The sequence below is a fragment of the Agrobacterium cavarae genome (genome assembly GCF_004310285.1).
In the GTDB taxonomy this organism is placed as follows: domain Bacteria; phylum Pseudomonadota; class Alphaproteobacteria; order Rhizobiales; family Rhizobiaceae; genus Agrobacterium; species Agrobacterium cavarae.
In genome coordinates this window covers 375,112-391,748 of sequence record NZ_SISF01000023.1, presented here as the reverse complement: position 1 = coordinate 391,748, position 16,637 = coordinate 375,112, and the positions used below count along the sequence as shown (strand labels likewise).

Here is a 16,637-nt window from a genome sequence, read left to right as displayed (position 1 = left end):
CTCACTCACATGTTCGAGAAAACGAGGAAGAAGCCATTGACGAACTGGTTTACCACCGCGGCAATGCCGAAATAGAGCAGCAGCAGACCGCCGGCCAGAGCATAGGGGGTAGAGATGAAGTAAACCGGAATCTGTGGCGCGAGCTTGTTGATCAGACCGATCGCCACGTTGAACAGAAAGCCGAAGAGGATGAAGGGGCTTGCCACCCGGATCGCCACATTCATCGAGGCCACGAGCGTATCGGTCAGCGTGATCAGCATGCGCTGGGCCGAGATCGGTCCGCCGAGCGGGATCGACGAGTAGGATTCCACCAGCGCTTTGAAGATGACGTGGTGAAAATCCAGAATGAAGAGCACAAGCAACACGCCGAATGTCAGCATGGCCGCAAGCTGGCTTTCGGAGGTATCTTCCAGCACGTCCTGCGCGGGCGGGCCGGTGAAGGAAATGGCCGTACCCATAACGGTTGCGGCAAACTGCATTCCCAAGAGATAGAGATGGGCGATCAGGCCGAACATCGTGCCGATGAAAGTCTCATAGAGCATTGCACGGAAGAACGTCACCGTGTTGCCCTGCGTGACGGGATAGATGACATCCCAGAGCAGCGGCAGTAGGGCAATGGAAAGCGTCAACGCAAGGAAGAGCCTGATCTGGACGGGAAGCCTGGCAGAGGAAAAGCCAGGCATCGCCATAAGGCAGGAACCGATCCGGCAAAAAGCCAGGAACAGCGCCATGATGGTTCCTTGCGGGTCAGAGATCATGAAATGGAGCCGAGGATCTTGATTTCCGTACCCTTTGCCAGTTCGACATGCGACAGCACCGGCAAGGTGCTGAAGAGTCGTTCCGTAATCATTCTTACATATGCGCGCGTTTCCGGCAGCGTGACAAGCACGAATGGCAGACCGACATCCATGTATTCACGGATTACTTGGGTCGCCTCGTTGGAGAACTCTTCCACCTGGCGCGGATCGATATCGAATTCGATGACATCGCCCTTCGGATCGCGTTTCAGTGCCTGCTGGAAGATGACGTCCCACTTGGTGCCGAGGCGCAGGACGCGCAAAACGCCGTTGTCGGAGAGGTCGCCACAAATCTGCTGCGCCATACGAATGCGGACGTGCTCGACGATCTGTTCGGTTTTGCGCAGATGCGGCGCGAGTTCCGCCACGGCTTCGAGGATCAAGTGCAGGTTGCGGATGGAAACGCGTTCCGCCAGGAGAAGCTTCAAGATTGCCTGGAGCCCGGAATAGGACATGTGCGACGAGCAGATCTCGTCGGCGAGCTTCTTGTATTCCGGATCGAGCCGGTCGATCAGGACCTTGACGTCCTTGTAGGAGAGAAGCATCGGCAGGTTGTTGCGGATGACTTCGCTGACATGTGTGAGAAGTGCCGAAATGTTGTCGATCGGGTGGAAGCCTTCGCGCCGCAGATCTTCGACGAAATGCTCCAGCACCGAAACCGCCGGCATGCCGAAAGCGGGTTCTCTCACATCGTCACCTGGAACCGATGGACGTCTGCCCTTGCCGGTGATGACCAGCACTTCCCCGACGCGCAGCGTATTGGCCGCGACCGTCGTGCCGTGGATGCGGATCTGGTAGGATTTGTCGGGAATGGCGATATCGTCGGTGACCTTGATTTCCGGCACGACGAAGCCGTATTGCGCGGCAAACTTCTTGCGCATCTTGCCCACCCGGAAGCCCAGTTCCTGGTGTGCACCAAGAAGGCGTGGCGAGACCTGTTTGCCAAGTGCCAACTCGATTTCGGTGGTGCGCAGAACACTCTTCACCGTCTCGCTTTCGGCCTGCGTTGCGTCAGCTGCCTTCTGGTCTTCTTCCGCACGAGCAACATCCTGTTCGCGCTGCAGCTGGCGAGGGATGAACCAAGCACCCAGTGCCAGGAGGCCGCTGAGGAACATGAAGGGAATGAAGGGCAGACCCGGAACGAGGGCAAGAATGAACATCAAGCCGGCAGCGACGGAAAGCGCCTTGGGATAGCCGCTCAACTGGTTGATGACAGCAGTATCGGTGGAGCCGAGCGTGCCGCCGCGCGTGACGATAAGGCCAGCTGCGAGCGAAACGATCAGCGCTGGAACCTGCGAGACGATACCATCACCGACGGAAAGCTTGACGAAAACGTCCGCCGCTTCGCTGACCGGCATGCCGTGACGGAAGACACCGATGATGATGCCGCCGCAAATGTTGATCATGGTGATGAGCAGGCCGGCGACGGCGTCGCCACGCACGAACTTCGACGCACCGTCCATCGCACCGTAGAAGGAGCTTTCTTCTTCCAGTTCGCGACGGCGAAGCTGTGCTTCCTTCTCATTGATGATGCCGGCGGACAAATCCGCATCGATCGACATCTGCTTGCCGGGGATGGCGTCCAGGGTGAAGCGCGCGCCGACTTCGGCGATACGCGTGGCACCCTTGGTGATGACGATGAAGTTCACCACGATGAGGATAAGGAAGACGATCAGACCGATGACGAAGTCGCCGGACATGACGAGGCTCGAGAAGCCGGCAATCACACCGCCGGCGGCATCGTGGCCCTGGTGACCATGGGATAGAATCACGCGCGTCGTTGCAATGTTGAGCGCGAGACGGATCATGGTGGAGATCAGCAGGATCGTCGGGAAGGAGGAGAAGTCGAGCGGACGATGAATCCACAGCGACACCATCAGGATCAGCACGGAGAAGGCGATCGAGAAGGCCAGTCCCATATCGATGATAAAAGGCGGGATCGGCAGGAACAGGATGCACAAAATGGCAACGATGCCCGCTGCAAACCCAATGTCGCGCCCTCTGGGGGCGACTTTCGGAAGTGGCATTACGCTGGGCGGGGTAGCCATTCTAACTCCATCTCATCATGAGAACCGGCAGGACGTCCGGACCCTTTCCATCATGAAAAGGCCTTGCCGACCCGTTGGACGCAGATCAACGACCGAGGCTTAATGGGTCAAGCTTGCGCGAGAATGGAGACAGGGCGAGCAATGGGCGCGAGACCCGGCAAGGTGCAAAAAGCCCGCAATTTCCGCATTTCAATGGGCTGAAATGGATTTTTAGCTTTGGTCAACCGTCATCTTGTAATATGATCGAGTTCAACATTTGCGCCATGACCGCGTATCCGTCGACCATGAAGGGTCTTCAACGAACTAGGGCTCGTCATGGTTCTGTCGACATACAGCAGTTATCTCACCGTCAATCGGGATATGAAGGCCTCTCTCTCCAAGGTCGAGAGCCAGGCTCCGGTGAAGCGCGATACCGAATATTACGAAGCCAATATCGGCAAGGTGAAGACCGTCGACGACTTGCTCGGCGACTACCGTCTCTATTCCTATGCGATGCAGGCCTACGGTCTTGGGGAAATGACCTATGGCAAGGCCTTCATGCGCAAGGTGCTGGACAGCGATCTCAGCGACAGCAAGAGCTTTGCCAATACGCTGACCGACAAGCGCTACCTTCAAATGGCCCAGGCCTTCAACTTCAAGGGCGACGCCAAGGTGGCGCAGAGCACGGCGCAGGCCGATAGCACGACCGATGCCTACAAGGCCTCCTTCCAGACCGAAGAGACCAATATCAAGACCGAGGCTGCGTATTTCGCCTCGAAGATCGGCGCGATCACCAATGTCGACGATCTGGTCAACAACACGCGGCTTCGCACCTATGTTCTGGATTCGGCCGGGCTCGATACGACCTTCACCTCCAAGGCCTATCTGAAACAGGTGCTGACAAGCGATCTTGCCGATCCCGACAGCGTTGCCAACCAGGCGAAAAATCCTGCCTGGAAAAAGCTCACGGGGTTCTTCAATTTTAATGCGGACGGCACGGTCAACGGCCAGGCACAGACCGCCGACCAGACGGAAGATCTGAAGCTCGATTACGTTGCCAGCATGTCGACCTATCCGTCAGCCACATTGCTGGATGCCAATCAGCGCTACTGGGACAAGCATGTTCCCCAGGTCCAGAGCGCGCAGGATCTCGTCAAGGACAGCCGTCTCGTCGCTTATGTCAAAACGGCTTTCGGCCTTAACCCCACCATGCTTGCAAGCAGCGTGGCGAGCCTGATGTATAGCCAAAACTTCGCTCAGACATACGGCAACACCAAGCTGCTCGACGCCTTCGAGTTTTCCAGCGACGGGACTCTTCCTGCCGGCACGAGCGCGCAGACGCCCGCACAGATGTCGGCGGTAGCAAAGCAGTATACGGCGGAATTCAGGAAGGACGCGGACAAGAAGATCGCGGATGCGGTCACCAATTACGAGACCCGCATCGCCAAGATGACGAAGCTGGACGACTTCTTCGTCTCCAACAAGAAAGACGACGACAAGAAGAATGACGAGGTCAGCGAAGTCTGGGACGTGGCTTTACGCGCCTTCGGCATCAATCCGGATGAGGTCTCCAAGTCCGAACTCAAGAAAATCCTCTCAAGCGACGTGACCGATAAGAAAAGCTACGTCAACAGGCTGGACGACGACCGCTATGTCAACCTCGTCAAGGCCTTCAATTTCACCGCCGATGGGGGAACTGAAGCACCATTGACCGCGCAGTCGCAGCGCATGGTGGCCCAGGTGACTGCCGATTATAAGGCCGTAAAGCTCCGCGCTTTGACCGGCACCGCCAAGGAGAATGCATCCAAGGCCGCGGACAAGGAAATCGCCTACTACGCCTCGACGATCGCAGGGATCAAAACCGCCGATCAATTCCTGGCGGATAGCCGACTGACCAAATTCGTGCTGGAAGCCAATGGTCTCGACCCGAAAGAGGTCACAACCACCGATCTGCGCAGGATGTTCAAGTCGGACCTTTCCGATCCGAAAAGCTTCGTCAACACACAGAGCAACGGCAAGTTTGCAGAAATCGTCGCGTCCTTCAATTTCAGCGCCAAGGGACAGCTGGATGCAACGGCGGCCGAAGGCGTTCAGCAGCGCGGCGCGATTTTGGAGACGACCAACCAGTATCTGCAGCAGACACTGGAAGTGCAGCAGGGCGAGCAGAATGACGGCGTCCGCCTGGCGCTGTACTTCAAGCGCAAGGCACCGGAAATTACGAGCCCCTACTCCATCATCAGCGACAAGGCGCTCTTCACCTTTTTCAAGACCGCCTACAATCTGCCGACTGCCATTGGCAATATCGACGTGGCCAAGCAAGCCGATCTGGTGAAGAAATACATCGATGTTGGGAAGCTCGGCGATCCGGACTATGTCGACAAGATCGTCAAACGATTCACCGCGCTTTACGATACGCAGAAGAACGGTCCGACCTCAACGTCGCTCAGCCTCCTGGGACGGTCGGCCTCCATCAGTGCGGATACGCTTCTGGCGGTCGCTCAGCTCAGAGCGGGTTGATAGGGTCCGGCTGAACTCGCGTTGCGTCAGCGCCCCTCGCAAAGCGAAAGCGGCTGCGATAGCAGCCGAAGCCACGCTCAATAATCGCTGTCGTTATCCGTGCGGCGCTGGTTGTCCGCAAGCTCTTCGTCATCGGCAACGGGAATGGCATAGGAGCCGTTCAGCCAACGGGATAGATCAAGCGACCGGCAGCGATCGGAACAGAATGGATAATCTTCGCGGGTCGAGGGCCTGCCGCATTCGGGGCATGGCTGTGCCTTGCGAAGAGGCGTAACTTTGGGATCGGACGTCATGCTTCTCAGCCTTCCTGCCAGCCCGACGTGACTTCGAAGCCTTCGCCCGCCAGGAGTGCGGCCGTTTCGTAAAGCGGCAATCCCACCACATTGGTGTAGGAGCCCGTCAGCTTCTGGACGAAGCAGCCGGCGATACCCTGGATGGCGTAGGCGCCCGCCTTGCCGCGCCATTGGCCGGACGCGATGTAGTTTTCAATTTCGAACTGCGACAAACGCTTGAAGCGGACCTTGGTTTCGGCCACCTTCTGACGCACCTTGCCGTTCGGCGTGATCAGGCAGATGCCCGTATAGACCCAATGGCTTCTGCCGGAGAGGAGATGGAGCGCCGCCGAAGCGTCCTCGATATATTCGGCCTTGCCAACGATCCTGCGACCGACGGCGACCACCGTATCGGAACCGAGAATATAGGCATCCCGCCAGGCCAGTTCGCCCTTGACCGCTTTGTGAGCGGCCTGTGCCTTCTGCAAAGACAGGCGGCGGCAGAGTGTGCGGGGATGTTCAAGGCGTGCGGGTGTTTCGTCGATGTCCATCGGCATCAGGCGCGTGGGTTCGATACCCACCTGATGCAGGAGCTCTAGACGGCGTGGCGATCCGGAAGCCAGAATCAGCTTTTGTTTTGGGTCTGTCATGCTCTGCCAGCCGTCCGATCTATCGGGCGATTACTTGAAACGGTAGGTGATGCGGCCTTTGGTGAGGTCGTAAGGGGTCATTTCGACCAGGACCTTGTCGCCAGCGAGAACGCGGATACGGTTCTTGCGCATGCGTCCTGCCGTGTGAGCAATGATCTCATGCTCGTTTTCCAGCTTCACACGGAACGTCGCATTGGGCAGGAGTTCGGTCACGACGCCCGGGAATTCAAGGACTTCTTCTTTTGTCATATAGGTTTGTTTCTTCCTGTTGATGATGCCAGGCGTAAAGTGCCCGGGAAAATTGCGCGGAAACTACACAATCGCCGCACATTTGTGAACCTAAATTGTCGTCCGCTTTAAAGCGTTTCCGAAAATGGCTGCGCGCGTTGCGGCAGGCGCTCGGAAATGAGCTTTTTCAGGTGATCGCGAACCTCGCGATAGGCTTCCAGCCTCTGTTCTCTGGAGCCGGTTTCCACCGTCGGATCCATGGTTGGCCAGTAGACGACGTCAAGCGCGTTATACCGCGTCAACTCGAGTGCGGCGTGATGGGCCTCTGGCGTCAATGTAATGATCAGATCGAAGAAATCGTCCTCGATCTCATCCATGGTGCGCGGTTTGTGCTTGCCAAGCGTCAGGCCGGCTTCGTCCAGAACCGCATCGACGAAGGGATCGCGATCGCCTGCCCTGACGCCTGCGGACTGGATATAGATGCCGGGAGCGACGATCTGCTTGGCGATGACCTCTGCCATGGGAGAACGGATGGAGTTCATGCCGCACATGAATAATATGGCGCGCGGGGCCTTGTCTTTCAAGTCTGGAGCGGCCGGACCTTCCATGCCTAGCCTCGCCAATAAAGGACACAGACGAGGGTAAAGAGGCGGCGTGCGGTATCAAAGTCCATCTTGATCTTGCCCGAAAGACGATCCATCAGCGTTTGCGATCCATCATTGTGGATACCGCGCCTGCCCATATCGATCGCCTCGATCTGGCTGGGCGTCGAAGACCGGATCGCTTCGTAGTAGCTCTCGCAGATCAGGAAGTAATCCTTGATGATGCGGCGGAAGGGCGTGAGCGACAGAATGTGCGTGGCCACATCTGTCCCCTCCTCCGTGGTGATGGAGAAGACGAGCTTTGCATCCACCAGCGAGATGTTCAGCCGGTACGGTCCGCCCACATGCCCAATGGGCTCAAAGCTGTTTTCCTCGATCAGATCGAAGATCGCGACGGCGCGCTCATGCTCCACATCAGGCGTGGACCGGCCGATACTCTCATCCAGCACCACGTCGCAGAGTCTGAAGTCGCCTGCCGCCATCTGCTACCCTTCCGGATTGAGGCGAATGCCGACGGATCGCGCATGCGCATCGAGCCCTTCGGAATTGGCAAGCGTGATGGCAGCGGGTGCGAGCTGACGCAGCTGATCCGGGCCGAGTCTCAGGATCGACGTGCGCTTGACGAAATCCAGGACCGAAAGACCGGACGAGAAACGTGCGGAGCGGGCGGTGGGCAAGACGTGGTTCGATCCTCCGACATAGTCGCCGATCACTTCAGGCGTATGGCGGCCGACGAAGATGGCGCCCGCATTGCGAATGCCCGCCATCAGCGCATCGGGGTCATCGACCGCAAGCTCCAGATGTTCAGCGGCGATGCGGTTGGCAAGCGGGATCGAGGCGGCAAGATCATCCACCAGGATAATCGCGCCGAAATCGCGCCAGCTGGCAGTGGCGGTCTGCGAACGGGAAAGCTGCTTCAGTTGGCGCTCGACAGCCTTTTCGACAGCGCGGCCCAGCTCCGCATCATCGGTGATGAGAATGGATTGCGCGCCCGGATCATGTTCGGCCTGCGCCAGAAGATCGGCCGCGAGCCAATCCGGATCGTTATGTTTGTCGGCAATCACCAAGACTTCGGACGGTCCGGCAATCATGTCGATGCCAACCGTGCCGAACACATGGCGCTTGGCCGCAGCCACATAGGCGTTGCCCGGTCCGACGATCTTGGCGACGGGTGCAATGGTCTGAGTGCCGTAGGCAAGCGCTGCGATGGCCTGTGCGCCACCGATGCGGTAGATTTCCTCAACGCCTGCGACGCGCGCTGCCGCCAGCACCGCAGGATTGATCTTGCCGGCATTGGCCGGAACGACCATGACGATGCGTTCGACGCCTGCGACCTTGGCCGGGACGGCATTCATCAGCACCGAGCTTGGATAGCTTGCCGTGCCACCTGGAACGTAAAGACCGACAGCCTCGATCGCCGTCCATCTGGAGCCGAGGCCGACCCCGATATCGTCTTCGTAGATATCATCTTTCGGCATCTGCCGCGCATGGTGCTTTTCGATGCGCTGGGCTGCAAACTTCAAAGCATCGAGGACGGCAGGATCGACTTCGGCAAGGGCGGCGTGGATTTCCGCTTCCGTGACACGCATCGAGATTTTCGAGAAATCCAGCCCGTCGAACTTCAGCGAGTAATGGGCCAGCGCCTCATCGCCACGCTTTCGAACATCTTCGATGATATCACGAACGACAGCGTTCACATCTTCCGAAACCTCGCGCTTCGTCGTCAGGAACGCGGCGAAAGCCTGTTCGAAATCAGAAGAGGATTGCTCCAGCCAGATTGCCACTTCACGTCACCCTTTTCGAGAGCCTCGCGATGCATGCGAGGCGAAATTCTCTGCAGCCTCAACGATGAGACGGCACATGGGTATGTGGCATAAATCGAAACATGCGGGCAAGGCAATTCCCTGCCCGCTTCGTCAGCTCAAGATTTAGTCTGCCGGATGGAAGGGGCGGGATTCGGTTTCCCACGCACCGCTGAGATCCGTCAATTGCGCCTCGATGCATTCCACGTCGAGCGCGATCGCGCCGCCGCCTGACAGCGTCAGCTCGATCGTTCCATCGGGACCCTCTCCCTTCTGGATGAAGCGGATGGCGAGAAGGGAGTGAACCTGCTCCTTGTCGGTGCGGTTTATGCCGCTGGAGCGGACGGCCGACACGCGTTTGAGAACCAAAGCAGAGCGGCAGCGTTCTGGCGGATGGTTCTTCTTGGCGCCGTGTTCCCAGACAAACCGGTTGGCAGAGAGAACGAATTGGCCGGGCCGAGGTTCGAAGGACACGTCTTTCAACTTGAAGACACTGTCCTGCATGTGGGTAGAAATGATGGCAAGGTCTTCGCCATCCAGCGCCATGAGTTTAAGGCCGCTCATCGTCTCTTGGTCCTCATCTCGCGGACAGGTCCGCTATCTCGCGTTCAACATGTGTGAAACACGACGCGTGCCGCACGCGGCATTTGCGTCGTCGTTCAAGTGGTTGATCTGGAGATAGGCAGTCGGGGCCGGTTCTTCAACGGACACGGCCCCCTCATCGAGAATCGGCGATCAAGGATCAATCGCTAACGCGCTCGACTTTCGCGCCGCAGCGGTTCAGCTTTTCTTCGAGACGCTCAAAGCCGCGATCCAGGTGATAGACGCGCGACACCATGGTTTCGCCCTCAGCCACCAGTCCAGCAATGACCAGCGAGACGGAGGCGCGAAGGTCGGTCGCCATCACAGGCGCACCGCGCAAGCGGGAGACGCCTTCGATACGCGCCATCTGGCCTGACAGAGAAATCTTGGCGCCGAGGCGGGCAAGTTCCTGAACGTGCATGAAGCGGTTTTCAAAGATGGTTTCGGTGATGTGCGAAACGCCATCGGCACGCGTCATCAGTGCCATGAACTGCGCCTGCAAGTCCGTCGGGAAACCGGGGAAGGGTTCGGTAACGACATCGACCGGGCGGATGCCGTTGCCGTTGCGCACGACGCGCAGGCCACTCTCCGTTTCGGTGATGGTTGCGCCGGCAAGCCGCAACGTATCGATGGCGTTGTCCAGCAGCGATGCGCGCGTGCCTTCCAGAAGAACGTCGCCACCCGTCATCGCAACCGCCATGGCATAGGTGCCCGTTTCGATACGATCGGGAAGGACCCGGTGACGGGCGCCGGAGAGTGACGTCACACCTTCAATGGTAATGGTCGAGGTGCCGGCACCTTCGATCTTCGCACCCATGGCACTCAGGCACTGGGCAAGGTCAACAACTTCGGGCTCACGAGCCGCGTTGTGAATGATCGTCGTGCCGCGGGCGAGCGTTGCCGCCATCAGCATCACATGCGTTGCGCCAACGGAGACTTTCGGGAAGGTGTAGGTGGCGCCGATCAGACCGCCGGCAGGCGCTGTCGCGTTGATGTATCCGCCATCGATTTCCATGGTTGCGCCTAGCGCCTCCAGTCCTTCGATAAAGAGGTCGACGGGACGTGTGCCGATGGCGCAGCCACCGGGCAGCGAAACGCGCGCCCTGCCCTCACGGGCAAGAAGCGGGCCGATGACCCAGAAGCTTGCACGCATCTTGGAGACCAGCTCGTAAGGAGCGGTCGTATCGACGATCGTCCGGCAGGTGAAATGCACGGTGCGGGAATAGCTTTCGCCCTGGCTTTCACGACGGCCATTGACCGAGATGTCGACGCCGTGGTTGCCGAGAATACGGATCAACTGTTCCACGTCTGCCAGATGCGGCACGTTTTCCAGCGTCAGCGTATCGCTGGTCATCAGCGATGCGATCATCAGCGGCAGTGCTGCATTCTTGGCGCCGGAAATAGGGATGATGCCGTTCAGCTCGTTCCCACCTGTGATTCTGATGCGATCCATTCGTCCCTTACGAGCTTCGCGCTCGCCTTTCCTTGATGCCGTCGAGGCATGTGTTGGTGCCGGCCTGCCGACAAACGGCAGCACAGCTGAAAAAGAGTTGATGCCGCCCACTCAGACAAGAGTCGACGCGAAAGATGAAACCCCTGTCCGTTTCAATTTCCCCGGTCTGTTGTTGTCAGCACGATTCGTTCGTTTTTGCGGCAGGAAGTCCGATTGTATCGTCTTCGTCACCTGCACGGCGGGCGCGCAACTGCTGTTTGCGGCGAGCAAGGTTTTCACGCAGCTTCTTTGCAGCCCGCGCCTTGCGTTCCGCCTCTCGCTGCTTTGCCTTTTCGCCGGGTCCAGTTTGCCCGGATGCCAGCGGCTTTTGCAGGGTTTCATCGTGATCATCGTCCATAAGCGGTGTCATAAACGAATTTCGCGCGGTCCAACAGTGTCCGTCGCTTTTTTCAGAAAGGTATGGTGAAGTCGCACTTTGACGCTTGCGCTCATCAAAAACCTATGGCAATAGGCGCCCACTTGATGTCGAGGCAGCGCTTCGACGACAGATGCTGCGGTAGCTCAGTGGTAGAGCACTCCCTTGGTAAGGGAGAGGTCGAGAGTTCAATCCTCTTTCGCAGCACCATTCAATTCTCCCACACTGTACAGAGTTTTTTCGCTCAATTGGTGTGGGCCTTAAGGTTTGTCCCTACGGCACGCCTCTCTGGCCAAAAGTGCCGTTATTAGCGTCCCCGCAGAATTGGAGCGTTTGTTTCCGCCGGTCTGCAACGAGCGAACCCGGAAATCGGGCTTGCCCCACCTTTGCGGTGTCAAGGGATGACCCTATGACTTCAGCATTTGAATCATTATGCGGATTGAAAAGCTTGTTGACCGCCGGAATGAACTTCTCGCGATAGAACCATGCTCGCACCTTAGCTCTCGGCAAATGCGGGACCTGCTTTGCCCAAAAGTTGTCAACGATGCGATCCAGCTCACCTGCCCTGTAGATTTGCATTACCATCGAGAGCCGCTCCGTGTTGGGATCAAAATACGGCAGCTCATTGAAGTCCACAGCGGCGAGAGCTTGCTTGGTACCCGCAACGAATGACTTACCGTTCAGGCCGAGGTTGTGAATGAACTCCGCATGCTGCTTGTCGCCAATAGTAATGCGGTCTGCAAACCTAGCGCCTCTGCGCGGCCGAACGAGTTTGAGCGCAGCGTCGGGAGCAATCGGCATCAGGATTTTCAGGGTTGATGACTTCAAGCCGTCCGTGCGGAGATTTCCATTTTCTGCGTAGACTTGGACGAAGCCACGGTCTGGTAGCACGAGGTCGCTTTATGGGCGCTGGACGAAGATGACAACATGGTGCTTCAACATCCTGACCAAGTCGTCGAGTTCAACAAGACTTTTCGCCATCGTCGCGCTAGCCCGCTTGCGCCGCCCCTCGGCCGAAACTCCTTCGGCTCCCCAATGCCTTTCGAGCCCCATCTCTTTCGCTAGAGATAGAAGGTCGTGTTCCAGATTAACGAGCCGCTTGTGGAGATACCCTTCACGGATGAACTGAGCCGCGACGTACCGCCGGACGGCCTGGCGGTCATCAGATTTCCGAACGGCCCTGTCGACCATGGCGCGGGACCTGGCGTCAAAAAAATCGGTTTCAATCTTATTCAGAACCTGCTTCTCGACGAAGTTCCTGTCTAGCTCGGGAGATTCATACAGATTGTTCTGCCCTCCGATCTCGGTCAGGTTCACATCTTCTTGGAGAACGCCATCAGTCAGCGACCAGAAACTACTCGTTCCGTCGGCGTTCGCGAACCAGGACATATGATGCCGGGCGAGGAAGTGCTGGTACTTTACATTTGACATGCGCGTTCAGCCAAGTGTTTGGCCCCATCCAGGTCGGAACTCGGTCGTTAAACTATTGCTCGGCTTCAACCAGACTGCGATACCAACCTGAAAACGGGGTCCTCCTGGGCCGACATTGATTTGAGGAGGAATAGTTTCAGAATATCAAGAGAGCTGCGATTCAGTCTCTCAAAAACCCCGGTTCGCTCTGCAACTTAATCGCCAGTTCATGGTCAGGAAATTTTTCGACGGCTGCTCGCCAAGTTTTCCGCGCGGCTTCGGTCGCCCCAGCATTCCAAAATACTCCTCCGAGATTGAACCAGGCCAGATCGTAATCGGGGTCGAGAGCAATGGCTTTTTGGTAGGATGAAGTTGCCGCTCCATCTTCACCTGCCTGTTCGTAAGCAACAGCGAGCTGGAACCAGCTCATGGAGTCCGGCTGCACGCGTTCGGCCTGCTCCTTCAAAATCGAGATAGCCTCTTGGCCGCGATTCAGGAAGTTTAGGGCTGTTCCCAAACAATATCCGTATTCCTCTCCACCAAGGTCGTATGCATGATGAAAACACCTCGCGGCCTCGTCCCAATCACCATCTATCTGTGCAAAGTGACCAAGACGATCCCAAAGGAAAGGAGCTTGGCTTGCATCAGCTGAGGCGATAAGAGGCTCGAAGTCTCTGCGGAAACTGCTGTATTCAACTCCGATATCGACGCCGTTCATCTTGAGGTAGACTTTAGCGAGGAGGATTTGTGAGTAAGCAAAATCATTGGCCGGATTGGCCTTTCTAAACCGGTGCCAAAAATCAAGGCTTGCTTGAGCGCTCTCGATTGATGTCAGGCCGAAACTAGCCACCTGCCGTGCTGTCCACGGCCATATCCATTCTTGTGTAGCAGCGTGCGCCAATAAGGAATTAATCTCTCGAAATGCCGCTTTGGTCCGATGAAGATTGAAGTAGCAGTTGATCCTCCAGCCTAGAGTTGATGAGCTTTTGGAAATCCGACCATCGTCGAAAACAACGTTATCGAAGTGGTTGAGCGCCTTTTCGTAATTTCCTTGCTGCACGAAATGTACACCAAGAGCATGATGAGCCTCTGCAAGTGTCGGAGCAAGCTTCAGTGCATCCGCAAAATGCTGTGCGGCCTTATCTCGCTCGCCGAGCTTAAAGTAGCTACTGCCCATATTCTTGAGACATTGAGCTACCAACTCCCGATCATCAACGGTGTCCAATTGCCCAAGCGCTTTGACGTAAGACGAAATGGCAGCCTGCTCGTCTCTAAGCGCCGTTTGGCCATTGCCGATTGTAAAATGCAGTCCTCCTATTTCGAAACGGTCAGTTTCGATCAGTCGAACAAAGAAGTCGATTGCACGAGAAATACGCTTTGCGTCTCCATGGCCTGACATGCCGAGATTAATCTCGGCCATGTAGCAGAAACGCATGGCCTCATGGTTCGAGCCAAGAACCGCTGCGAACCGATCAAACGCAGCGGAAATTATCTCTTCCTTGTTGTTATAATAAAGGCTCTCCAAAAGCTCGGCAGCTCGATTTTGATCCTCCGGCACGTGAATTTCAGGCAGAGCAGAGCCAACGAAAATCCCAAGGTCCTCAGCGCGACCGACCGTCAAGCTAAACCGATAATCACGTGATGCGATGGCCTGCAATCTGGCGAGGTTTGCGAGGGAATCTAGAGCCTCGTGATCCAAGACCTTTGTAAACCGGACACTGATCGTGTCTTGTTCAGTCCAGCTTCTACCGCTGTGGCTATACCCGGCTATGACTGCATCAACCGGCGCATAAAGGAGTCGGGCGGACGGAAGATGGTAGCAAACATAAAGGGAATACCTCTGCACCATCAGGTAGTTCAGATTGCTGCGTTCAACCCCTATCGTTACCGATCCATCGCAATTTGCATTTCTTGTTGTGCCCTTTAACTGAACGTGAATCCTGACGTTGGTTGCCGAACCGTTTTCTAACACCTCCAGCTGATAGTCCGTACCGAAGTCCTTGGTGTCTGGTGTTTGGATAAAGCAGGATTCGGAACCATCAACAAAGTTTCGGAACGCCCGCTGTGCTTGCCGTTCGATCTCGTTGTTTGTGTCGCGCTTCGGAAGATCGTTAAGATGCTCAAAACCCGGATTATCGGCCATACTTGCTCGCAAAATCGACAGGGGAATCAGGTACTTTATTTTATTGATACATTGAACACGCGGGTTCCGTTGGTCAAATGCTGCTTGACCACATAGTCATGACATCGACTGATATCTCGGCAATGTACTAGGAGGCGCTCTTTCCCTCGCGAAAGCGTTTATGTTCAGCTCTGGTATAGCGGCTAGAGCGCCAGTTCGAGGAACTGTCCAACCTCCAGAAGAATTTTCATCTAGGCATTTGGATACGGCACCCTCGTGGCGAATGCCAAAAGCGCAATCAGGCTGTCTTTTTCGCTATTGTGTATGCATATGAGGTTGAGTTCGTACAATCCAATATTGCGCTAGGCAGAATTTTCCCCGAAAAATGTAGTTGATGATCGATAGGTAAATCGAAAATGTCCTACAATTTGCACAGCTGTATTTCGGATGAATTTAACGGCTTCGACGAAGGCCAAGTCTTCAGGCTAGATAGTGGCCACGTTTTTCAGCAGAGTGTCCATCACTATCATTACCACTACGCATACCGGCCCCGTGTGAAAGTTTTCCAACAAGGGTCGAATCTTGTCATAGAGGTGGAGGGGGTGCCGGAGGCAGTTCCAGTCCGTGAGGTAAGCTGCGTCGAAGAGGGCGTGATTGTTTCTGACTTCAAAGGATATGAAGGCCAGAGCTTATTTCAGTTCGAAAATGGCCACGTTTGGGGGCAAGCGGAATACAAATACAGTTATCACTATGCCTACCGTCCGAACGCCATCGTGATCGATGGTATGAATGGCCTCGAACTGCATGTCGAAGGAATGGATGAGACTGTCCGTGTGCGACGATTACGTTGAAAAGCCACGCGATGGATGGTGTCGGCATTTTGGCGACTATTCAGGTATTGGTCCCCCACGGGCCAAAAAATCCCTCGCTTCATTTGTCATCTGCGATCTTGAAATCTTAATGACATACTCATCGCCACCATCTTTGACCTTAAGCGTTCCGGCAGCTCGCAGGCGCTCAAAGAAATGCCGCAGCTCTCCCTCTTCCGGAATGGCAATAATGATGGCCGACATTCCGTCTTCTTCTCTGGAATTTCTATCTTCTTTATTCATAGTTCTCTCCCATAAGAGGAAGCCCGAAGCGTAATCCCGACGGAATACCGCCCGTTAATCGCCTGTTAACCATTATTTCGGACGTTGCTCGCATTTGAGTTGAGCGGGCATTTCTATGACGACCGGATACTTACTCGATACGTGCGTTTTGAGCGAAACCAGCAGGGTTAAACCGAACCCGCACGTCCTCCGGTTTATAAAAGATGCGCCGAACCTCGTTATCCCAGCAGCTGCTATCGTCGAGTTTCAACAGGGGATCATGCAGCTTTGTTCTCGTGACCCCGTCAAAGCCGTTAGACTGACCACTTGGTACCAAGGGCTTATCGCTACCGGCATGCCGATCCTGGAGACAGGAAAGGATGTTGCCGAGGTGTGGGGGAATTTGGCTGCTGATCCCAGGCTTCGCAATCTCCTCGTATCGCATCCAGGAGCCAAAAGAATTCGCTTGGGACAGGACCTCCATATTGCGGCAGCGGCGCTGGTGAGTCAATTGCCGATTGCAACCTTTAATGTCAAAGACTTCCTGCTGATTAATAGCTACTACCCCCTTCCAGGCATTTACAATCCCCAAGACGACACGTGGCATGCTCGGTCAACTTCAACTTATGCTCTAGTAGAGCGATCCAAAGTTTTCCCATAAGATAGAGC

General features: G+C 56.1%; 18 protein-coding genes and 1 tRNA gene. 4 read left to right on the top strand and 15 right to left on the bottom strand.

Annotation, left to right across the window (positions count from 1 at the left end):
- Nucleotides 1–5: 5 nt before the first annotated feature.
- Together fliR and flhA are read right to left on the bottom strand one after the other, a co-directional pair.
- The gene (fliR, locus tag EYC79_RS04890; protein ID WP_113227152.1) at nt 6–758 is read right to left on the bottom strand and encodes a flagellar biosynthetic protein FliR; all 753 of its coding nucleotides are present in this window, start codon (nt 756–758) and stop codon (nt 6–8) included.
- The gene (flhA, locus tag EYC79_RS04885; protein ID WP_062426061.1) at nt 755–2,845 is read right to left on the bottom strand and encodes a flagellar biosynthesis protein FlhA; all 2,091 of its coding nucleotides are present in this window, start codon (nt 2,843–2,845) and stop codon (nt 755–757) included. Before flhA ends, fliR begins: the two co-directional genes overlap by 4 nt.
- 315 nt (nt 2,846–3,160) lie before the next feature.
- Between flhA and EYC79_RS04880 the strand changes: the two genes are divergently transcribed.
- Complete coding sequence (locus EYC79_RS04880) at nt 3,161–5,341, top strand: DUF1217 domain-containing protein (protein WP_130977307.1); 2,181 nt, start codon at nt 3,161–3,163, stop codon at nt 5,339–5,341.
- A gap of 77 nt (nt 5,342–5,418) precedes the next feature.
- On the opposite strand, the gene yacG is transcribed toward EYC79_RS04880, so the two are convergent.
- From yacG to EYC79_RS23695, 9 genes are all read right to left on the bottom strand, one after another.
- The gene (gene yacG, locus EYC79_RS04875; protein ID WP_062426063.1) at nt 5,419–5,634 is read right to left on the bottom strand and encodes a DNA gyrase inhibitor YacG; all 216 of its coding nucleotides are present in this window, start codon (nt 5,632–5,634) and stop codon (nt 5,419–5,421) included.
- A gap of 5 nt (nt 5,635–5,639) precedes the next feature.
- Entirely contained in the window at nt 5,640–6,263 is a 624-nt protein-coding gene (locus tag EYC79_RS04870; protein ID WP_062426064.1) for a Maf-like protein, read from the bottom strand.
- Between the two features lie 30 nt (nt 6,264–6,293).
- Nucleotides 6,294–6,512, bottom strand: a complete 219-nt coding sequence (infA, locus tag EYC79_RS04865; RefSeq protein ID WP_027673809.1) for a translation initiation factor IF-1 — start codon at nt 6,510–6,512, stop codon at nt 6,294–6,296.
- A 107-nt stretch (nt 6,513–6,619) separates the two neighbouring features.
- Entirely contained in the window at nt 6,620–7,099 is a 480-nt protein-coding gene (locus EYC79_RS04860) for an arsenate-mycothiol transferase ArsC (RefSeq protein ID WP_062426065.1), read from the bottom strand.
- Between the two features lie 2 nt (nt 7,100–7,101).
- Entirely contained in the window at nt 7,102–7,575 is a 474-nt protein-coding gene (locus EYC79_RS04855) for a UPF0262 family protein (protein WP_062426066.1), read from the bottom strand.
- Nucleotides 7,576–7,578: 3 nt separating this feature from the next.
- On the bottom strand, nt 7,579–8,877 hold the full coding sequence (hisD, locus tag EYC79_RS04850) for a histidinol dehydrogenase (RefSeq protein WP_130977306.1): 1,299 nt from the start codon (nt 8,875–8,877) through the stop codon (nt 7,579–7,581).
- Nucleotides 8,878–9,021: 144 nt separating this feature from the next.
- The gene (locus EYC79_RS04845; RefSeq protein ID WP_062426068.1) at nt 9,022–9,459 is read right to left on the bottom strand and encodes a DUF2948 family protein; all 438 of its coding nucleotides are present in this window, start codon (nt 9,457–9,459) and stop codon (nt 9,022–9,024) included.
- 178 nt (nt 9,460–9,637) lie between these two features.
- Nucleotides 9,638–10,930 carry a UDP-N-acetylglucosamine 1-carboxyvinyltransferase gene (murA, locus tag EYC79_RS04840; protein ID WP_062426069.1) on the bottom strand — a complete coding sequence of 431 codons (1,293 nt, stop codon included), beginning with the start codon at nt 10,928–10,930 and terminating at the stop codon, nt 9,638–9,640.
- A gap of 175 nt (nt 10,931–11,105) precedes the next feature.
- A complete protein-coding gene (locus EYC79_RS23695) occupies nt 11,106–11,339 on the bottom strand; it encodes a hypothetical protein (protein ID WP_376781990.1) in 234 nt (77 codons plus the stop codon).
- A 141-nt stretch (nt 11,340–11,480) separates the two neighbouring features.
- On the opposite strand from EYC79_RS23695, the gene EYC79_RS04830 reads away from it, so the two are divergent.
- Nucleotides 11,481–11,555: transfer RNA gene (locus tag EYC79_RS04830), tRNA-Thr, on the top strand.
- Nucleotides 11,556–11,618: 63 nt separating this feature from the next.
- Here the strand turns inward: EYC79_RS04830 and EYC79_RS04825 are convergent.
- The 3 genes from EYC79_RS04825 to EYC79_RS04815 all read right to left on the bottom strand — a co-directional run bounded on the left by EYC79_RS04825 (nt 11,619) and on the right by EYC79_RS04815 (nt 14,898).
- Nucleotides 11,619–12,146, bottom strand: coding sequence for a hypothetical protein (locus EYC79_RS04825; protein ID WP_205654309.1), 528 nt, complete (start codon nt 12,144–12,146; stop codon nt 11,619–11,621).
- 99 nt (nt 12,147–12,245) lie between these two features.
- Entirely contained in the window at nt 12,246–12,776 is a 531-nt protein-coding gene (locus tag EYC79_RS04820) for a DUF4238 domain-containing protein (RefSeq protein WP_130977304.1), read from the bottom strand.
- 160 nt (nt 12,777–12,936) lie between these two features.
- Nucleotides 12,937–14,898, bottom strand: a complete 1,962-nt coding sequence (locus EYC79_RS04815) for a tetratricopeptide repeat protein (RefSeq protein WP_130977303.1) — start codon at nt 14,896–14,898, stop codon at nt 12,937–12,939.
- 395 nt (nt 14,899–15,293) lie between these two features.
- On the opposite strand from EYC79_RS04815, the gene EYC79_RS04810 reads away from it, so the two are divergent.
- Nucleotides 15,294–15,728 (top strand): hypothetical protein, encoded by a 435-nt coding sequence (locus EYC79_RS04810; RefSeq protein ID WP_130977302.1) that lies wholly within the window; start codon nt 15,294–15,296, stop codon nt 15,726–15,728.
- A 36-nt stretch (nt 15,729–15,764) separates the two neighbouring features.
- Here EYC79_RS04810 and EYC79_RS04805 read toward each other — a convergent pair whose 3' ends face one another.
- Nucleotides 15,765–15,989, bottom strand: coding sequence for a hypothetical protein (locus tag EYC79_RS04805; protein ID WP_130977301.1), 225 nt, complete (start codon nt 15,987–15,989; stop codon nt 15,765–15,767).
- 115 nt (nt 15,990–16,104) lie between these two features.
- Here EYC79_RS04805 and EYC79_RS04800 point away from each other — a divergent pair, with 115 nt between their 5' ends.
- On the top strand, nt 16,105–16,629 hold the full coding sequence (locus EYC79_RS04800) for a type II toxin-antitoxin system VapC family toxin (protein ID WP_130977300.1): 525 nt from the start codon (nt 16,105–16,107) through the stop codon (nt 16,627–16,629).
- Nucleotides 16,630–16,637: the final 8 nt, after the last annotated feature.